Source organism: Aromatoleum toluclasticum ATCC 700605 (assembly GCF_000378245.1).
GTDB classification, from domain to species: Bacteria; Pseudomonadota; Gammaproteobacteria; order Burkholderiales; family Rhodocyclaceae; genus Aromatoleum; species Aromatoleum toluclasticum.
On the sequence record NZ_KB899516.1, the window covers coordinates 37,582 to 52,584 of the forward strand.

Below are 15,003 nucleotides of genomic sequence, written 5' to 3' on the forward strand. Positions count from 1 at the left end.
CCATGTGCCTCGCCATCCCCGCCCGCATCGTCGAACTGCTCCCCGGAGACGCCTGTCGCGTCGACCTCGGCGGCGTGCGCAAGGAGATCTCGCTCGCGCTGGTCGACGGGGCCGAGGTCGGCGACTACGTGATCGTGCATGTCGGCTACGCGCTGGCGAAACTCGACGAGGAGGAAGCCGAGCAGACGCTCGCGCTCTTCGCCGAAGCGGGCCTCGGCGGGGCCGCGCTTGCCGCTGCGACGGAAGAAGACGCCGCGTGAAATACGTCGACGAATTCCGCGACGGCGCGCTCGCCGCGAAACTCGCCGACGCCATCGCGCGCGAGGCCGATTCCGGCCGCGACTACGCCTTCATGGAATTCTGCGGCGGCCACACGCACGCGATCTCGCGCTACGGCGTCACGGATTTGTTGCCCGCCAACGTGCGCATGATCCACGGCCCCGGCTGCCCGGTGTGCGTGCTGCCTATCGGCCGCATCGACATGGCGATCCGCCTCGCGCTCTCCCGTCCCGACGTGACGATCTGCACCTATGGCGACTGCCTGCGCGTGCCGGCCTCCGACGGCCTGTCGCTCTTGAAGGCCAAGGCGCGCGGCGCCGACATCCGCATGGTGTATTCCGCGGCCGACGCGCTCGCGCTGGCGCAGAAGCTCCCCGCGCGTGAAGTCGTGTTCTTCGCGATCGGCTTCGAGACCACGACCCCGCCCACTGCGCTGGTGCTGCGCCAGGCGCAGGCGCTCGGGCTCGCGAACTTCAGCGTGCTGTGCAACCACGTGCTCACGCCGTCCGCGATCCTGACGATCCTCGAATCGCCCGAAGTGCGCGAGCTTGGCACCGTGCCGCTGGACGGCTTCATCGGCCCCGCGCATGTCTCGACCATCATCGGCAGCCGCCCCTACGCCTTCTTCGCCGAGGAATACCGCAAACCGGTCGTGATCGCCGGCTTCGAGCCGCTCGACGTGATGCAGGCGATCCGCATGCTGGTCCGGCAGGTGAACGAAGGCCGCGCCGAGGTCGAGAACGAGTTCACGCGCGCCGTCACCGAGGACGGCAACCTCAAGGCGCAGGCGCTGGTGTCCGAAGTCTTCGAGCTGCGCCGCAGCTTCGAATGGCGCGGACTGCGCGAAGTGCCGTATTCGGCGCTGAAGATCCGCGCGCCCTTCGCCGCGTGGGATGCCGAGGCGAAATTCGGCCTGGAATTCGTCTCCGTCCCCGACCACCGCGCCTGCGAATGCGGCGCGATCCTGCGCGGCGTGAAGACGCCCATCGACTGCAAGCTGTTCGGCACCGCATGCACGCCCGAGAACCCGATGGGCTCGTGCATGGTGTCGTCCGAAGGCGCCTGCGCGGCGCACTACAACTACGGGCGCTTCCGGGACGTCCCGGTCGTCGCCGGGACCGCCTCATGAGCTTCGCCGGAACGATCAGGAAGGGCTATGTGCGCCCGCTGGACCTCAAGCACGGCCGCGTCGACATGGGCCACGGCGCGGGCGGGCGCGCGATGGCGCAGCTGATCTCCGAACTCTTCGCCGCCGCCTTCGCCAACGAGCACCTCGACCGCGGCGACGACGCGGCCGTGCTGCCGGCGCCTGCGGCCGGCGAACGCCTCGTCGTCGCGACCGACGCCCACGTCGTCAGCCCGCTGTTCTTCCCCGGCGGCGACATCGGCTGCCTGTCGGTGCATGGCACGATCAACGACCTCGCGGTGATGGGCGCCCGCCCGCTGTATCTCGCGGCGAGCTTCATCCTCGAGGAAGGCTTTCCGCTCGCGGACCTCGCGCGCATCGTGCAATCGATGGCGCACGCGTCGCGCGAAGCCGGCGTGCCGGTCGTCACCGGCGACACCAAGGTCGTCGAGCAGGGCAAGGGCGACGGCGTGTTCATCACGACCACCGGCGTCGGCGCGCTGCCCGCCGGACGCGACATCGGCGGCGCCAACGCGCGCCCCGGCGATGCGATCCTCGTCTCCGGCTCCTTGGGCGACCATGGCATGGCCATCATGGCGCAGCGCGAATCGCTCGCCTTCGACTCCGAGATCGTCTCCGACACCGTTGCACTGCATGGCCTCGTCGCCGCGATGCTCGCCGCCGTGCCGACCATCCGCGTGCTGCGCGACCCCACCCGCGGCGGGCTCGCGACGACGCTCAACGAGATCGCGACGCAGTCCGGTGTCGGCATGGAGCTGGACGAGGCCTCCATCCCCGTCCAGCCTCAGGTGGCCGCCGCGTGCGAGCTGCTGGGCCTGGATCCCTTGTACGTCGCCAACGAAGGCAAGCTCATCGCGATCTGCCCGCAAGAGGATGCGGAGCGCCTGCTCGCCGCGATGCGCGCCCATTCTCTTGGTGAACGCGCGGCGCGCATCGGTACCGTCACGGCCGACCCGAATGCCTTCGTGCAGATCCGCACCGCTTTTGGGGGGCGGCGCATGGTGGATTGGCTGTCGGGCGAGCAGTTGCCAAGGATTTGCTGAGAGCGACGTGCGCATCCTCCTTCTCACCCACAGCTTCAACAGCCTCACGCAGCGCCTCTTCGCCGAACTTCGCGCCGACGGCCACGAGCTCTCCGTCGAGTTCGACATCGCCGATCGCGTCTCCGAGGAAGCCGTCGCGTTGTTCCGTCCCGACCTGATCCTCGCGCCCTTCCTCAAGCGCGCCGTGCCCGAGTCGATCTGGTCGCGCCACCTGACGCTGATCGTGCATCCGGGCATCGTCGGCGACCGCGGCCCGTCGGCGCTGGACTGGGCGATCATGAACGGCGAGACGGAGTGGGGCGTTACCGTGCTGCAGGCGGAAGCGGAGATGGATGCCGGTCCGGTGTGGGCGAGCGTCGGTTTTCCGATGCGCGAGGGCACGAAGGCGAGCCTCTATCGCAACGAGGTCACGGCCGCGGCATTGCGGGCGGTCCGCATGGCGATCCAGGACATCCCCGCATGGCGTGCCGGCACATGGTCGCCGACCCCGCTCGCCGAACTCCTCGACGGTGCCATCCACGCGGGGCGGGAGGAGCCGACGGCCGAAGTTCGCAACCGCGCCGCCACACCCACGTTGCGTGCGCGCCCCAACGCCGATATGGCAGGATACGCTGCGCTCCTCCCGCCCTACGCACCCCGCTCCGCACACTCCGCGTCCGGCATCGCACGCCCGCTGATTAAGCAAGCCGACCGACAAATCGACTGGACGCGGGACAGCACGCAAACCATCCTGCAAAAACTCCGCGCCGCCGACGGCTTTCCCGGCGTCGCCGACGCGCTCTTCGGCGTCCCCTGCCAGCTCTTCGACGCCCACCCCGCGACCCTCGACGAAAGCGGCCCCGCTGCGCCCGGCGACGTCATCGCCCGCCGCGACAACGCACTCCTGCGCGCGACGACCGACGGCGCCATCTGGATCGGCCACGTCAAACGCGCCGGCCACGACCATCCGTTCAAGCTCCCCGCGACGATCGCCTTCGCCGCCGAATCGGCCGCGCTGCCCGAACTCGCCGTCCCGCTGCACCGCGACGCCACGGACACCCGCTGGAGCGAACTGCGCTACCGCGAAAGCCCCGACGGCACCACCGGCTTCCTCGCCTTCGACTTCTACAACGGCGCGATGGCGACCGACCAGTGCGAGCGCCTCACCGCCGCGATCGCGTACGCGCGCAGCCGCCCCACCCGCGTGCTCGTCCTCGAAGGCGGGCGCGATTTCTGGTCCAACGGCATCCACCTCAACCGCATCGAGGCCGCGGCCTCGCCGGCGGACGAATCCCGGGCCAACATCAACGCGATGAACGACGTCTGCCTCGCGCTGCTCACCCTCACCGACCGCCTCACCGTCGCCGCGCTGCGCGGCAACGCCGGGGCAGGGGGCTGCTTCCTCGCGCTCGCGGCCGACCTCGTGTGGGCGCGCGATGGCATCGTGCTCAACCCGCACTACAAGAACATGGGCAACCTGTTCGGCTCCGAATACTGGAGCTACCTGCTGCCGCGCCGCGTCGGCCCCGACGCGGGGCGCCGCATCATGGCCAACCGCCTGCCGCTCCTCGCGCGTAACGCTCGTGCCGCAGAGCTCATCGACGCCACCCTCAGCGCCGACCTGCCGACCTTCGAGACGGAAGTCGCCCGCCACGCCGCCGCACTCGCCGCCGCGCCGGCGCTCATTGAGCGCATCGCCGCAAAGGTCGCCCGCCGCGCCGCGGACGAAGCCGCCAAGCCCCTCGCCGCGTACCGTGACGAGGAACTCGCCGCGATGCGCCGCAACTTCTACGGCTTCGACCCCAGCTACCACGTCGCGCGCTACCACTTCGTCATGAAGAGTCCGCAATCCTGGACTCCGCGCCACCTCGCGCGCCACCGCGAGCTTGGCTGGCGCGTGCCGGCGGAGGCCGAAGCCGGATGAGAGCGCCCCCGCCCAGCCAGAAAGGGGTGCTCATCCTCCCTGGGGCGGACGTCGCATCGCGACAGGAGGGTGGCTGAGTTTTTGGACGGGTCGGGAGGCAGCGTGGGGCAATGGCGTGGCGGATTTAGCTTGCATGTGCGCCGGTCAGCGGCAAGACTGCAGCGACCCGACAGAGCAGTCCAAGGAGAACAACACATGAACAAGCGCGCCTTTCTTCGCGCCGCAGCGGGCGCTGCCGCGTTGCCGCTCGTTGCCCGCGCCGCAGCCGCTCAGGCTGCGGCTGCGAACGTCGGGCCCGTCGTCCTGACCGTATCGGGGGGCATCACACACTCGAACCGCGGCCCGCTCGATCCCGCGCTCGATCAGTTGATGCACAAGCAGGGCCTCGTCTTCGCCCGGGCGCGGACCTTCACCTTCGCGGAGCTGGCCGCCCTGCCGGCCGTCGAGATCCGCCCGACGCTCGAATATGACGCCCGGCCGCATGCGCTGCGCGGGCCCGCCTTCGACCGCGTGCTGGAGGCGGCCGGTGCGCCGGTCGCGGACGACGCGCCGCTGGTGCTGGCCGCATTCGACGGCTACCGCGTCGAGCTCAAGCGGGCCGACGCGCGCGAGCTCGGTTTCATCGTCGCCACCCACATCGACGGCGTGCCCTTGTCGCTGGGTGGTCTAGGCCCGCTGTGGGCGGTGTTCGACGCGGACCGGATCCCGGCACTGGCGGCGAAACCCCTCAACGAGCGCTTCGCCGCCTGCCCGTGGGGGCTGTATTCGATTCACCTCCCCGACAGCGCCACTCCGTCGGTGGGGTGAGCGCCCCCTTCAGCCACCTGCAGGATTGTTCTCCAGCCATGCGGCGCGTTCGGCCAGCCGCCGGGCTTGTTCGGGCGCGAGGCCGGTTGCTGCCGCGATCGCGCGCAGCGTCGCCGGGTCGAGGCGGTGCGCCTGTGTCGCGCGCCAGTAGGCGGCGACGCTGAGTTCGGGGTTGGGGCGCTCGACCAGTTCCAAGGTGTCGCCGGCCGCGATCGTGCCGGTTTCGCGCACGCGGTAGTACCAGCCGGTGATGCCCTCCTGCGCGACGAACAGCGAAGCGCCCTCGGCGTCGAGGCGATGGTCGATCTTCCAGCATGGCCGGCGCGGCTGGCTCAGCTGGACGAGGACGCTGCCGGCGCGGAACAGGTCGCCGATGCACACCGTCTCTTCCGTCCAGCCGCGGGTCGACAGGTTTTCCCCGAGCACGCCCGCCTGCAGCAGGGCGGCGCGCTCGGGATAGCGCTGTGCGAGGCGCGCGTAATGTTCGACGGGGAAGTGGTGCAGGGCCTTCTCCGTGCCGCCGTGATAGCGCCGGTCGGCCTGCCGGTCGCCGGCGAGTCCCTCGGCCGTGACGGCGACGGGCCCGTCGACGGGCTGCTTGAACATGCCAGTCAGTTGGCCTTCGGGCGGCAGCGGGCGCAGCGCGCCGACGAATACGTGGTCGATGGAGGTGTGCATGGCGCAATCCTACTGCGGACTTGCCCGGTTGTGACCTGGCGCCGTGTCCGCTGCGGAACCGTCGAGCGCCCTATCCGCGCCTGCATGCGGCGATGCCGTTCAGAGCAGCTCGCGGGCCGCCAGTTCCGCCTTGGCGTAGGCGTAGAGGATGGGCGCGAGCACCAGGCCGCCGACGCCGAACAGCGTGTCCATGATCAGCATCGCCAGCAGCAGCTCCCACGCGGCCGCATTGATGCGCGAGCCCACGATGCGCGCGTTGATGAAATATTCGAGCTTGTGAATGAGGACCAGAAAGGCCAGCGACCAGACGGCGACGATAGGGGCCGCCCCCGCGCTCACCACCACGATGACGGTGTTCGAGATGAGGTTGCCGATCACGGGCAGCAGGCCCGCGAGGAAGGTGATCGCGATCATCGTCTTCGTGTAGGGCAGCGGATGACCGAGCAGGGGCAGGACGAGCGCCAGATAGATCGCCGTGAGGGTCGTGTTGATCGCCGAAATCCGCGCCTGCGCGAAGACGACGTTCGAGACGGAACGCGTGAAGTATCCGATGCGTGTGCGCAGCGCCTGCGCGAACGGCCGCGTTTTGGCGGCATCGACAAAACGATGGAAGGCCACCATCGCGCCGATGACCACTGCCAGCAGGACATGGACCACGGTGCTCGCCGTGCCCTTGCCGATATTGCCCAGCTGGTCGGCGTTGTGCCTGAGCGCGTCCGACATCGCCTGCTTGAGATCCGCCGCGCTCCGCGGCAGGTTCTCGACGACCACCGCGGGCAGGAGCGTTTCCGCCTTGGCGATGATCGCCGCCATTTTTTCGAGCAGGCTGCCGAATTCCCCGCTCATCCCCCTGGTCGCGAAGACCCCAAGCATCACCGCCCCGGCGACAATGCCCGAGAGGCCCAGGAGCACCGCCAGCGCGGCCAGCGCCTTCGAGTGCTTGTGTGAAACGCGCCCGAAAATGCCGTTCGCCAGCAGCGTGATGAACTGGCTGGTCAGGATCCCCGCGAACAGGGCCGCCACCATGTGGTGCAAGAGTACGAAGGCGGCCAGCATCGCCATCACGGCGAAGCTGGCGAATTCGACGGCGGAGCGACTGCGAAGCTGCATCGGATGATTCCCGTTTCATGCCCCCGGCGTCGGGGCGAGGTGCCAGAATAGCAGCCGGCAAGGGGTGGGACGCGCGGAGAATCGTCGGACGACCGTCATCCCGCCCTGTCTCGTCCACTGGAGCCGCAGCAGGCCTGCTCCGGCCGGGGTCGATGCGTCGGCGCTGCCGTCAACCGTGCGGCAGCAAGGCGTGCGGGATGGCGCGGTCATCCAGGCCGCCGCCTTCGAGCCAGGCGATCGTGCTCTTCGCCGCACGTTCGATCAGTTGGTCGGCGCGCGAAAAATCGTAGGGGGAGACGGCGAGCGGGCATAACGGCGGCACCGTGACGGCGTTCGCGCGCCCCGCGATGAGTGCGAGCTCGCGCACCATCTGATGGGCGATCAGCAGGTTGAGGGCGTGCAAGGCGCTCGCGATGGTGCTGGTCGGCGGATTTTGCAGTGCGCAGGCGAAGCCCGTCGGCAGCACGATCAGGCGCGTGGCGCCCAACTCGATCGCCATCGTAATCGGCGTGTTGTTGGCGATGGCGCCGTCGATGAGCGTGATGCCCTTGATGTTTACCGGCGGGAACACGGCCGGCACGGCCGAACTCGCGAGGATCGCGTCGACGGCGGAGCCCGTCGACAGGCACACCGAGCCGCCGCTCAGCAGTTCGGTCGCGCAGATGTGGATCGGGATGGCCGCCGCTTCGAGTTCGCGATACGGCAACTCGCGCTCGATGATGCGCCGCAGCCCGCTCGCATCGCCCAGTGCCGGCGAGCGGGCGAAGAAGGCGCAGATGCGCGGCAGCGACAGCGGGAACACGTCGCGCCGCCTGAGACTGCGCCACAGCGCTTCCAGCCGCGCGACGCCTGCCGCGGTCGGGTCGCCGGCGAAGTAGGCCCCGTTGATCGCGCCGACCGAGGTGCCCACCACCAGATCGGCGGTCACGCCGTGGGCGACGAGCGCACGCAGCATGCCGACCTGGATCGAGCCGAAGCTGCCGCCGCCGGCGAGTACGAAGGCCGTTCTGACGGGACTGGTCTTGTCCATGCGATTCTCCCGCCGCCTGTTGTATGAAACGCCCCGCTACGGCTTGCGGGGCGCGGCCGGCATCGTTTTCTCTTCCTGCTCCATCATCGGCTGCAGCGCGCGGTCCTTCTGGTCGGCGGCTTTCTTCACGTCGCCCTTCATCATCCCCTTCTTCATCATTCCCGTTTCCATGGGCTCGTCCATCTTCATCTTCTTCTTGAGCTCATGCACCGAGGCGGCCGGCGACAGGTCGGCGGCGTCGACCGTGTCGGCCGCGCAAACGACGGCCAGGGCGCCGATCAGGGCCAAATTCCGTGCGTGCGACATTTTCGATCCCGGAGCAGGGCGAGCCGGCGCAGCTCGAGGCGCCGGCCGAAGGCTTACTTCGTCATCGGGTCCTTGCCCATCCCCATGCCGTCCTTCTTCATCTCATCCTTCATCATTTCACCCTTGCCCATGGCGTCCTTCTTCATCTCGTCTTTCTTCGCCTTGGTCTTCTTCGTCGGCTTTTTCGCCATGTCCTTGCCCATCGCGTCCTTGGACATGTCGTCCTTCTTCATCATCATGCCGTCCTTCGACATGTCGTCCTTCTTCATCATTTCGTCGGCGGCATAGGCGCTGGAGAATCCGAGGCACATCAGGCCGGCGGTCAGCAGGGTAAGCAGTTTTTTCATCGTCTTCTCCGTCGTGGTGGTTGTGCTGCGGCAAAAACTCAGGACCCACTGAACCAGTTATAGCCCTGGTCTTCCCAATAACCACCCGGGTATTCGTTGGTGACGAAGATGGCCCGGATGTGTTTCGGGTTCTTGAAGCCGAGCTTGGTCGGTACCCGCAGCTTCATCGGGAAACCGTACTTCGCCGGCAGGATCTGGTCGGCATAGCGGAAGGCGAGGATCGTTTGCGGATGCAGCGCCGTCGGCATGTCGATGCTCGAGTAGTAATCGTCGTCGCACTTGAAGCCGACGAATTTCGCCGTAGTGTCCGCGCCGACCCGTTCGAGGAAGCTGCGGAAGGGCGTGCCGCTCCACTTGCCGATCGCGCTCCAGCCTTCCACGCAGATGTGGCGCGTGACCTGCGACACCTGCGGCAGCGCGTACAGTTCGGGCAGGCTCCACGGCTTGCGGTCGCGGATCAGGCCGCCGAGCTCGAGCCGGTAGTCGTCGGCGTCGATTTCGGGCGCCTCGTCCTCGCCGTAGTAGGCGTTGAAGGGGAAGGGCACGGTGATCGCCGACTCCGCGTATTCGGGCGCGAGCCGCGTCGGATCGAACAGCCAGCCCTGCACGCGATCGTTCCAGCGCGACATCGCCATCAGCGCCTTCTCGACGCTCTCCTGGTCGGTGACGTTGCAGCCGGTGAGCATCGCCAGCGCGCCGAGCGACAGGCCGCGGCGCAGGAACAGGCGGCGTTCGATGCTCTCGATCTTGCGTTTCGGGATGGCGGCCAGAGCCTGGCCCGGCGCGATGCGCGGTTTCATGTGCGGACCCTCCGAACGTTGCCGGTGATCATGCTGTGCAGCGTGCGTGGCACCAGCGCGACCATCGCGACATGCACGATGACGATGAACACGGCGAGCGCCATCGCAACGAAATGCACGATGCGCGCCCCCTCGTAGCCGCCCATCAGCGCGGCCAGGCCCTGCAGCTGCACCGGCTTCCAGATCGCCAGTCCGGACAGCACGAGCACGACGATGGCGAGGATCAGCGTCGCGTAGGCCGCGCGCTGGGCGGCGTTGTAGATCGAGAGGTCCTCGTGCGACAGCTTGCCGCGTAGCGCCGCCAGCACATCGGCGATCACCGCCGCAGGCGAGATCGGCCAGAACTTGCGGCGGAAATGACCGGAGACGATGCCGTAGGCGAGATAGACGAGGCCGTTCACCGCCAGCAGCCACATCGCGGCGAAGTGCCACTGCAGCGCCCCGCCCAGCCAGCCGCCGAGCGTGATGTCCCCCGGAATGCGGAAGGGGAAGATCGGCGAGGCGTTGTAGATGCGCCATCCGCTCGTCACCATGATCAGCATCGCGACGACGTTGATCCAGTGCGTGAGGCGCACGGCCAGCGGATGGACCCGCACCCACGGCGAGTGTTGCTCGGTGTTCACGGTGAGCTCCTCGAAGGCAATTCCGTTCCTCCGCACACCTGGCGGGCCACGGCCTGCACGACTTCGAAAGTGCGCGGATTCTGGACGAATGCCGCGATGCCGGAATTCGCAGGTGGCCGATCCGGGGGCAGGGAAAAGCTCATCGCCCGTTCGGTGCTACCGCTTGCGGCAACCGGGATCGGATCGATCCATTCGCGCACGACGAAATCGTGATGCAGCGTTGCACCGCGGTTCTCGCCGGCCTTTACCGACGTCGTCAGCCCGTTCTCGAACAGTGCGACGAAGATCCCGGCGGGGGCGTCGGCTTGGGCGGGGCGCAGGCGGGCGGTGAACTTGAAGGATAGTTTTCCGTTCGCGACTTGTCCGAGAAAAAGGGCGATGTCCGCGCGCGCCTGCTGCTCGTGCCTCGCGGTAAGACCGGGCTGCGCGAAAGCGTCCTTCCAGCCGATGTCAGAGAGGAGTCGAACCATGAAAGTCCAGCCCTACCTGTTTTTCGACGGTCGTTGCGAAGAGGCGCTCGAGTTCTACCGCAAGGTGCTCGGTGCGGAGGTCACGATGACGATGCGCTTCCGCGAAAGCCCCGAGCCGCACCAGCCCGGCATGCTGCCGCCCGGCGCCGGGGACAAGATCATGCACGCCAACCTGCGCATCGGCGACACCGAAGTCATGGCCTCCGACGGCCGCTGCACCGGGCAGCCCGCCTTCCAGGGCTTTTCGCTCGCCGCGGCAGTCGCGAACGCCGCCGAGGCCGAGCGCGTCTTCACCGCGCTGAGCGACGGCGGCCAGGTCCGGATGCCGCTCGCGAAGACCTTCTGGTCACCCAGTTTCGGCATGGTCGCCGACCAGTTCGGCGTGTCCTGGATGGTGATGGCGGTGGCTTGATCGACGGCGGTGCGGGGTGGCTGATGGGCGACTCCGCGGACTGACCCCGAATTCCCTTCGGAATAAACCGTTGCGGCGAGTTGTTCACTTCACACGCAGGCATGTTCGTCCGCGTTGACCCCGAGGAGGTTTCCATGAAAAAGCTCGTCATCCTGGCCCTTGCCGCGCTGTTCTCCGGCAGCGCCCTGGCCTTCCACTGCCCCGCCGACATGAAGAAGATCGACGCCGCCCTCACCGCCAGTCCCAAGCTGACCGATGCGCAGATGAGTGAAGTCAAGCAACTGCGCGCCGACGGCGAAGCCTTGCACAAGGCCGGCAAGCATCAAGAATCCGTCGACACCTTGGCCAAGGCGATGAAGATCCTCGGCATCTGAGTCGAGAGACTACAAGGCGTCAGGGCTTGGCGCTTGTGCCAGTGGTCAGCGGCAAGCCACAAGCCCCCTGGATCTTCCGCTTGGGGGAAATAGGGGACAGACCACGATTGCCTATTTCCCGGGCGTAGCGCGGGCGCGGACTCAGGGTGACGCATATATAGCTTTGCGAAATCGTGGTCTGTCCCCCGCTTTTCGTTTTTGTCCCGGACGGCGGGGTCACCTCAACCGCCGCGTGGCGGGATGCGCTGCGCTCCTCCCGCCCGACGAATCCGTGCTTCGGCCGACCGTTGGAAATCGTGGTCTGCTTCCTGTTTTTCCGCACCGTTGCCTATCTTTTGTTTCAATCGCGCGGTCGGACGCGACGGGGCGCTGGTTATGATCGATGTTCTGCCATTCGCAATAACGATGGATACGCAATCGATGAGCTCGCCATTGTCCCTGCGGGCGCAGCTACGCTCCCGTTTGCCGGCCATTGCACTGATCGCGGCGGCGTCGGCGGTCCCGATCGGGGTCGTGCTGCTGTTGCGGGTGTGGAAAGGGGTGCCGATCCATCTGCTGACGTCGGACGTGACGAGCATCGCCGGCGTGCCGGCCTACACCGGCTTCCTCTCGCAGCTCGGGATCTTCGTCTGGGCCGGTGCGGCGGCCATCTGCTTCTTCTGCGCGCGGCTACTCGCGGCGCAATCGGACGCGCGGGAGGAGCGACGCTTCCTGCTCGTGTCGGGGTTGCTCACGGTGGTGCTCGCCTTCGACGATCTGTTCCTGCTGCACGAGGAGTTCTTCCCATCGCTCGGCGTCCCCGAGAAGGGGGTGTTCGCGGCCTATGCAGCGTTCGTGCTGTTCCACCTGGTCCGTTTCCGGCGCCTGATCCTGCGGACCGATTACATCCTGCTCGCCATCGCGTTCGCCGCGTTCGCGCTCTCGGTCGGCCTCGATCTCGTGAATCCGGCGGGAATCAACCCGTACCTCTACGAGGACAGCGCCAAGTTCGTGGGGATCGTGAGCTGGCTCGGATATTTCTTCCGCGCAGGTTCGGGCGCGTTGGAGGGCGCGCAGGGCTCGGTCACGCGAGGGGGTGCGCTCCGTGGCGCGTCCCAGGCTGTGTAAGCGGACACGAGGAAATCGTGGCCTGTCCCCTATTTCTGCGAGGAAATCGTGGTCCGTCTCCTATTTCCTTTCTCGGGCGACGCGCCCTACTTTCCGCGCTTCAGCAAGTTCCCGTTGCTCGCCGAGTAGGGCACTCGTGAAATGAACGGCAACCGCAAAGGCACGGATCACTCGGTGGGCGCGAACCCGTAGTACGAGCCATAGGCGGACGGGGCCGGTGCGTAGGCGGCAACCTTGATGGCGTCCGCCAGCGTGACCCGGTTGGTGAAGCCGTCGACACCGCCTTCCGCGCCGCTCCAACGCTCCTCGACTTCCTTCTCGGTCAGGCCGTCGAGATCGAGGTTGCGGTCAAAACGCTCGGAGCGGTATTCGAAAGCCGTGTCATGGGCGATGAACAAGGTGTGAGCGCAGGCGGTAATGCGCGTCTCGTCAACCGGGTCGGCCCCCATGACACGCGTGCCGCAGAACGGGCAATGCACAGGGGTGTAGTAATAGGTCCGGAGTTCGGTTCGCTGGATGGGGCTTAGCATGGTGTGCTCCTTGTCGTGTTGAAACGGCGGGTCCTGGCCGCTGCGGCCACGCCGAAATGAAGTGCACGGGCAGACACGCCGCGTGCGGGGAGGGACCAAGCCGTTACTTGATGATGCCGGGCAGAGCCTCTGGGTGAGGCGAGATCAAGAAGGCGAACTGAGAAGGGGGAATTGACGCCGCAGAACTGCGGACACTAGACCAACAGGACAGCAACACTACTGGAAATCGCGCCGTATACGATACGCGCCGTGGGCGCCTATGGCAATCTAAATATTTGAAAACATACGATAACCTAGGACATGACCGGGCCAGCGTCGCGCGCCGGCCGCTGCACGCCGAAACGCCGCTCACCCACGCAGGAAGGTCTGCAGGTCGGCCGGCGCCAATCCGCTGCGCACGTTGCTACTGCATGACTGCCGGCCGAGCACCATGATGGGGCCTCCGGGCAAGCGGAATCAGCCGCCGCCAGGCGGCGTCCGGCTGAATGACACGCTATACGCCGCGCCCATTCTTAATAGCATTCCCTGAAGGAAATCCACAACCCGCCCAATGGTTTCGGTAAACAACCGCTTCCAGACGCTTGAAAGGCGTTGCTCGACAAACTTATGTACGAACAACGCGATGGCGACAACCATGGCGATGGTTAATGCATAGACTGCGATCTTATTTTCTTCCGTCGCGAACCGACTGATAACCATGTATCCAAAATGCGCGTGGATCAGATATATCGGATACGTAAGCGCTCCGAGCGTCCTGGACATGGGCAGTTTTAGCGACTCACCCTTGTGCGTGTTTTGATAAGCAAATAGAACAAAGAAAAGCGTAACAACGGAAGCGATAACTACGGGGGAGAACTCAACCCCCTTGACTTCCGTTAAATGCGCGGCGCCGCCGGCGGAAAACTTGACGCATAGCACATACACAGCCAGCAGACCGAAGACCGCTCTCCAACGAAATTGCTGCTTCAGAACCGCAAAAAGCGCTCCCGCAGAAAAGTAGCAGTAATACCCCCCCAGGTAAGGCAGCGAATTCATTCCCAGCGCGAGGGAGGCGAGCAACAATACTGGCCAGAACATGAATATGGTGCGCAGGTGTCTTTGAAGCCCGAACAACAGCAGCAAGAGAACCGCGCCGTAGAACGTAATTTCATAGACCAGCGTCCAATACACCCCATCGACGTGCGGAACCCCAAAAAAGGATTGCAGCATCGATAAGTTGACAACTATCTGGCGCGGAGCAACCGACATCAAGTCTCCGCCCCACTGCAAGGCAAAGAATGAGCTAAACAACACCGCGAACCAATAAGCGGGATACAGCCTGACTGCCCGACCAGCAGCAAATTTTGAGGCTGTCCCGGATCGTGCTGAAAAGAATATTACGTAACCACTGATCATGAAGAAGAGTTCAACCCCCAAGTAGCCATACTTGCTCAGGTCAATCACTTCTGCAATATGGCTAATGGACGTAATTTTGCCGTTGGCGATGCCATTGAACGTGTAATGAAACAGGACGACAATGATCGCGGCAAAAAATCTTCCATAGTCCAACAGTTCCAATCTTTTCATGCCGACTGCCCTACAGAGTTGAAGCATGCGCCGAACCATGCATGGCGGCGCACCACTCCACAAGGCTTTACTCTATTAAACTCGGACTCGGGGCAGAAGCGAGCTTTCCAACTTTTACAACTAACTGCCCATACCCTACCCACGCAGAATGCAGAAGCGGATCGTTCGAAGATTGCCCGTATTCGGTTGCCCGGTTACCGAAAATCCTGGGTCGCTAATCGGTAATCCTGAACTCTTCTAGAGAGAAATAGAGAGAAATAGGGGACAGACCCAATGCCGTTAAGTTAAGACGATCGGCATTCTCATGGCGACCTGCATGGTAAAATTCCAGATGCAAAGTTTCGAATTATCAATAGGATACATTGAAGATGACTTTGCAAGTTCCATGCCGAGATGTTGGCCGAGATCGCTGAAACGCTCAACTCGGACAGCTTCGTCGCTGCCCATCGCGTCAATCCGACCGACTTTACC

At 65.5% G+C, this 15,003-nt stretch carries 19 protein-coding genes; 8 read left to right on the forward strand and 11 right to left on the reverse strand.

The window, feature by feature from the left end; translation table 11 throughout:
- The first annotated feature begins 2 nt into the window (after positions 1–2).
- The 5 genes from F464_RS0126380 (at position 3) to F464_RS0126400 (ending at position 5,179) form a co-directional block, all read left to right on the forward strand.
- A complete protein-coding gene (locus F464_RS0126380) occupies positions 3–260 on the forward strand; it encodes a HypC/HybG/HupF family hydrogenase formation chaperone (protein ID WP_018992874.1) in 258 nt (85 codons plus the stop codon).
- Complete coding sequence (hypD, locus tag F464_RS0126385; RefSeq protein ID WP_018992875.1) at positions 257–1,408, forward strand: hydrogenase formation protein HypD; 1,152 nt, start codon at positions 257–259, stop codon at positions 1,406–1,408. The genes F464_RS0126380 and hypD overlap by 4 nt, the downstream gene beginning before the upstream one ends.
- The gene (hypE, locus tag F464_RS0126390) at positions 1,405–2,469 is read left to right on the forward strand and encodes a hydrogenase expression/formation protein HypE (RefSeq protein ID WP_018992876.1); all 1,065 of its coding nucleotides are present in this window, start codon (positions 1,405–1,407) and stop codon (positions 2,467–2,469) included. Before hypD ends, hypE begins: the two co-directional genes overlap by 4 nt.
- A 7-nt stretch (positions 2,470–2,476) precedes the next feature.
- Positions 2,477–4,372 carry a hydrogenase maturation protein gene (locus F464_RS0126395; protein WP_018992877.1) on the forward strand — a complete coding sequence of 632 codons (1,896 nt, stop codon included), beginning with the start codon at positions 2,477–2,479 and terminating at the stop codon, positions 4,370–4,372.
- A gap of 195 nt (positions 4,373–4,567) precedes the next feature.
- Positions 4,568–5,179 carry a hypothetical protein gene (locus F464_RS0126400; RefSeq protein ID WP_018992878.1) on the forward strand — a complete coding sequence of 204 codons (612 nt, stop codon included), beginning with the start codon at positions 4,568–4,570 and terminating at the stop codon, positions 5,177–5,179.
- A 9-nt stretch (positions 5,180–5,188) separates the two neighbouring features.
- Here the strand turns inward: F464_RS0126400 and F464_RS0126405 are convergent, their stop codons facing one another.
- The 8 genes from F464_RS0126405 to F464_RS0126440 all read right to left on the reverse strand — a co-directional run bounded on the left by F464_RS0126405 (position 5,189) and on the right by F464_RS0126440 (position 10,543).
- Entirely contained in the window at positions 5,189–5,857 is a 669-nt protein-coding gene (locus tag F464_RS0126405) for an MOSC domain-containing protein (RefSeq protein ID WP_018992879.1), read from the reverse strand.
- 99 nt (positions 5,858–5,956) lie between these two features.
- Complete coding sequence (locus F464_RS0126410; protein WP_018992880.1) at positions 5,957–6,967, reverse strand: AI-2E family transporter; 1,011 nt, start codon at positions 6,965–6,967, stop codon at positions 5,957–5,959.
- Positions 6,968–7,136: 169 nt separating this feature from the next.
- Positions 7,137–7,997, reverse strand: a complete 861-nt coding sequence (locus tag F464_RS0126415) for a patatin-like phospholipase family protein (protein WP_018992881.1) — start codon at positions 7,995–7,997, stop codon at positions 7,137–7,139.
- A 36-nt stretch (positions 7,998–8,033) separates the two neighbouring features.
- Entirely contained in the window at positions 8,034–8,303 is a 270-nt protein-coding gene (locus F464_RS0126420) for a hypothetical protein (RefSeq protein WP_040395804.1), read from the reverse strand.
- 53 nt (positions 8,304–8,356) lie between these two features.
- Entirely contained in the window at positions 8,357–8,650 is a 294-nt protein-coding gene (locus tag F464_RS0126425; protein ID WP_018992883.1) for a hypothetical protein, read from the reverse strand.
- Positions 8,651–8,688: 38 nt separating this feature from the next.
- Positions 8,689–9,450 carry a molybdopterin-dependent oxidoreductase gene (locus F464_RS0126430; RefSeq protein ID WP_018992884.1) on the reverse strand — a complete coding sequence of 254 codons (762 nt, stop codon included), beginning with the start codon at positions 9,448–9,450 and terminating at the stop codon, positions 8,689–8,691.
- Positions 9,447–10,073 (reverse strand): cytochrome b/b6 domain-containing protein, encoded by a 627-nt coding sequence (locus F464_RS0126435; protein ID WP_018992885.1) that lies wholly within the window; start codon positions 10,071–10,073, stop codon positions 9,447–9,449. Before F464_RS0126435 ends, F464_RS0126430 begins: the two co-directional genes overlap by 4 nt.
- Complete coding sequence (locus tag F464_RS0126440) at positions 10,070–10,543, reverse strand: DUF1223 domain-containing protein (protein ID WP_018992886.1); 474 nt, start codon at positions 10,541–10,543, stop codon at positions 10,070–10,072. Before F464_RS0126440 ends, F464_RS0126435 begins: the two co-directional genes overlap by 4 nt.
- Between F464_RS0126440 and F464_RS0126445 the strand changes: the two genes are divergently transcribed.
- The 3 genes from F464_RS0126445 (at position 10,542) to F464_RS29670 (ending at position 12,436) form a co-directional block, all read left to right on the forward strand.
- The gene (locus F464_RS0126445; protein ID WP_018992887.1) at positions 10,542–10,955 is read left to right on the forward strand and encodes a VOC family protein; all 414 of its coding nucleotides are present in this window, start codon (positions 10,542–10,544) and stop codon (positions 10,953–10,955) included. The two genes, F464_RS0126440 and F464_RS0126445, sit on opposite strands and share 2 nt — an antisense overlap.
- Positions 10,956–11,089: 134 nt before the next feature.
- Positions 11,090–11,329, forward strand: a complete 240-nt coding sequence (locus tag F464_RS0126450) for a hypothetical protein (protein WP_026296349.1) — start codon at positions 11,090–11,092, stop codon at positions 11,327–11,329.
- A 420-nt stretch (positions 11,330–11,749) separates the two neighbouring features.
- Positions 11,750–12,436, forward strand: a complete 687-nt coding sequence (locus F464_RS29670; RefSeq protein ID WP_198292350.1) for a hypothetical protein — start codon at positions 11,750–11,752, stop codon at positions 12,434–12,436.
- Between the two features lie 167 nt (positions 12,437–12,603).
- On the opposite strand, the gene F464_RS0126460 is transcribed toward F464_RS29670, so the two are convergent.
- The 3 genes from F464_RS0126460 to F464_RS31235 all read right to left on the reverse strand — a co-directional run.
- Positions 12,604–12,966, reverse strand: a complete 363-nt coding sequence (locus F464_RS0126460; RefSeq protein ID WP_026296350.1) for a hypothetical protein — start codon at positions 12,964–12,966, stop codon at positions 12,604–12,606.
- 456 nt (positions 12,967–13,422) lie between these two features.
- A complete protein-coding gene (locus tag F464_RS0126465; RefSeq protein WP_157354220.1) occupies positions 13,423–14,532 on the reverse strand; it encodes an acyltransferase family protein in 1,110 nt (369 codons plus the stop codon).
- A gap of 279 nt (positions 14,533–14,811) precedes the next feature.
- On the reverse strand, positions 14,812–15,003 hold a 192-nt coding region (locus F464_RS31235; RefSeq protein ID WP_232429040.1), incomplete at its 5' end, for a hypothetical protein.

Bases quoted from the DNA above. Each gene is read 5' to 3' on its own strand.
- F464_RS0126380 (WP_018992874.1), top strand. From the start codon at position 3: ATGTGCCTCGCCATCCCCGCCCGCATCGTCGAACTGCTCCCCGGAGAC.
- hypE (WP_018992876.1), top strand. From the start codon at position 1,405: ATGAGCTTCGCCGGAACGATCAGGAAGGGCTATGTGCGCCCGCTGGAC.
- F464_RS0126400 (WP_018992878.1), top strand. From the start codon at position 4,568: ATGAACAAGCGCGCCTTTCTTCGCGCCGCAGCGGGCGCTGCCGCGTTG.
- F464_RS0126405 (WP_018992879.1), bottom strand. From the start codon at position 5,857: ATGCACACCTCCATCGACCACGTATTCGTCGGCGCGCTGCGCCCGCTG.
- F464_RS0126410 (WP_018992880.1), bottom strand. From the start codon at position 6,967: ATGCAGCTTCGCAGTCGCTCCGCCGTCGAATTCGCCAGCTTCGCCGTG.
- F464_RS0126415 (WP_018992881.1), bottom strand. From the start codon at position 7,997: ATGGACAAGACCAGTCCCGTCAGAACGGCCTTCGTACTCGCCGGCGGC.
- F464_RS0126420 (WP_040395804.1), bottom strand. From the start codon at position 8,303: ATGTCGCACGCACGGAATTTGGCCCTGATCGGCGCCCTGGCCGTCGTT.
- F464_RS0126425 (WP_018992883.1), bottom strand. From the start codon at position 8,650: ATGAAAAAACTGCTTACCCTGCTGACCGCCGGCCTGATGTGCCTCGGA.
- F464_RS0126430 (WP_018992884.1), bottom strand. From the start codon at position 9,450: ATGAAACCGCGCATCGCGCCGGGCCAGGCTCTGGCCGCCATCCCGAAA.
- F464_RS0126445 (WP_018992887.1), top strand. From the start codon at position 10,542: ATGAAAGTCCAGCCCTACCTGTTTTTCGACGGTCGTTGCGAAGAGGCG.
- F464_RS0126440 (WP_018992886.1), bottom strand. From the start codon at position 10,543: ATGGTTCGACTCCTCTCTGACATCGGCTGGAAGGACGCTTTCGCGCAG.
- F464_RS0126450 (WP_026296349.1), top strand. From the start codon at position 11,090: ATGAAAAAGCTCGTCATCCTGGCCCTTGCCGCGCTGTTCTCCGGCAGC.
- F464_RS29670 (WP_198292350.1), top strand. From the start codon at position 11,750: ATGAGCTCGCCATTGTCCCTGCGGGCGCAGCTACGCTCCCGTTTGCCG.
- F464_RS0126460 (WP_026296350.1), bottom strand. From the start codon at position 12,966: ATGCTAAGCCCCATCCAGCGAACCGAACTCCGGACCTATTACTACACC.
- F464_RS0126465 (WP_157354220.1), bottom strand. From the start codon at position 14,532: ATGAAAAGATTGGAACTGTTGGACTATGGAAGATTTTTTGCCGCGATC.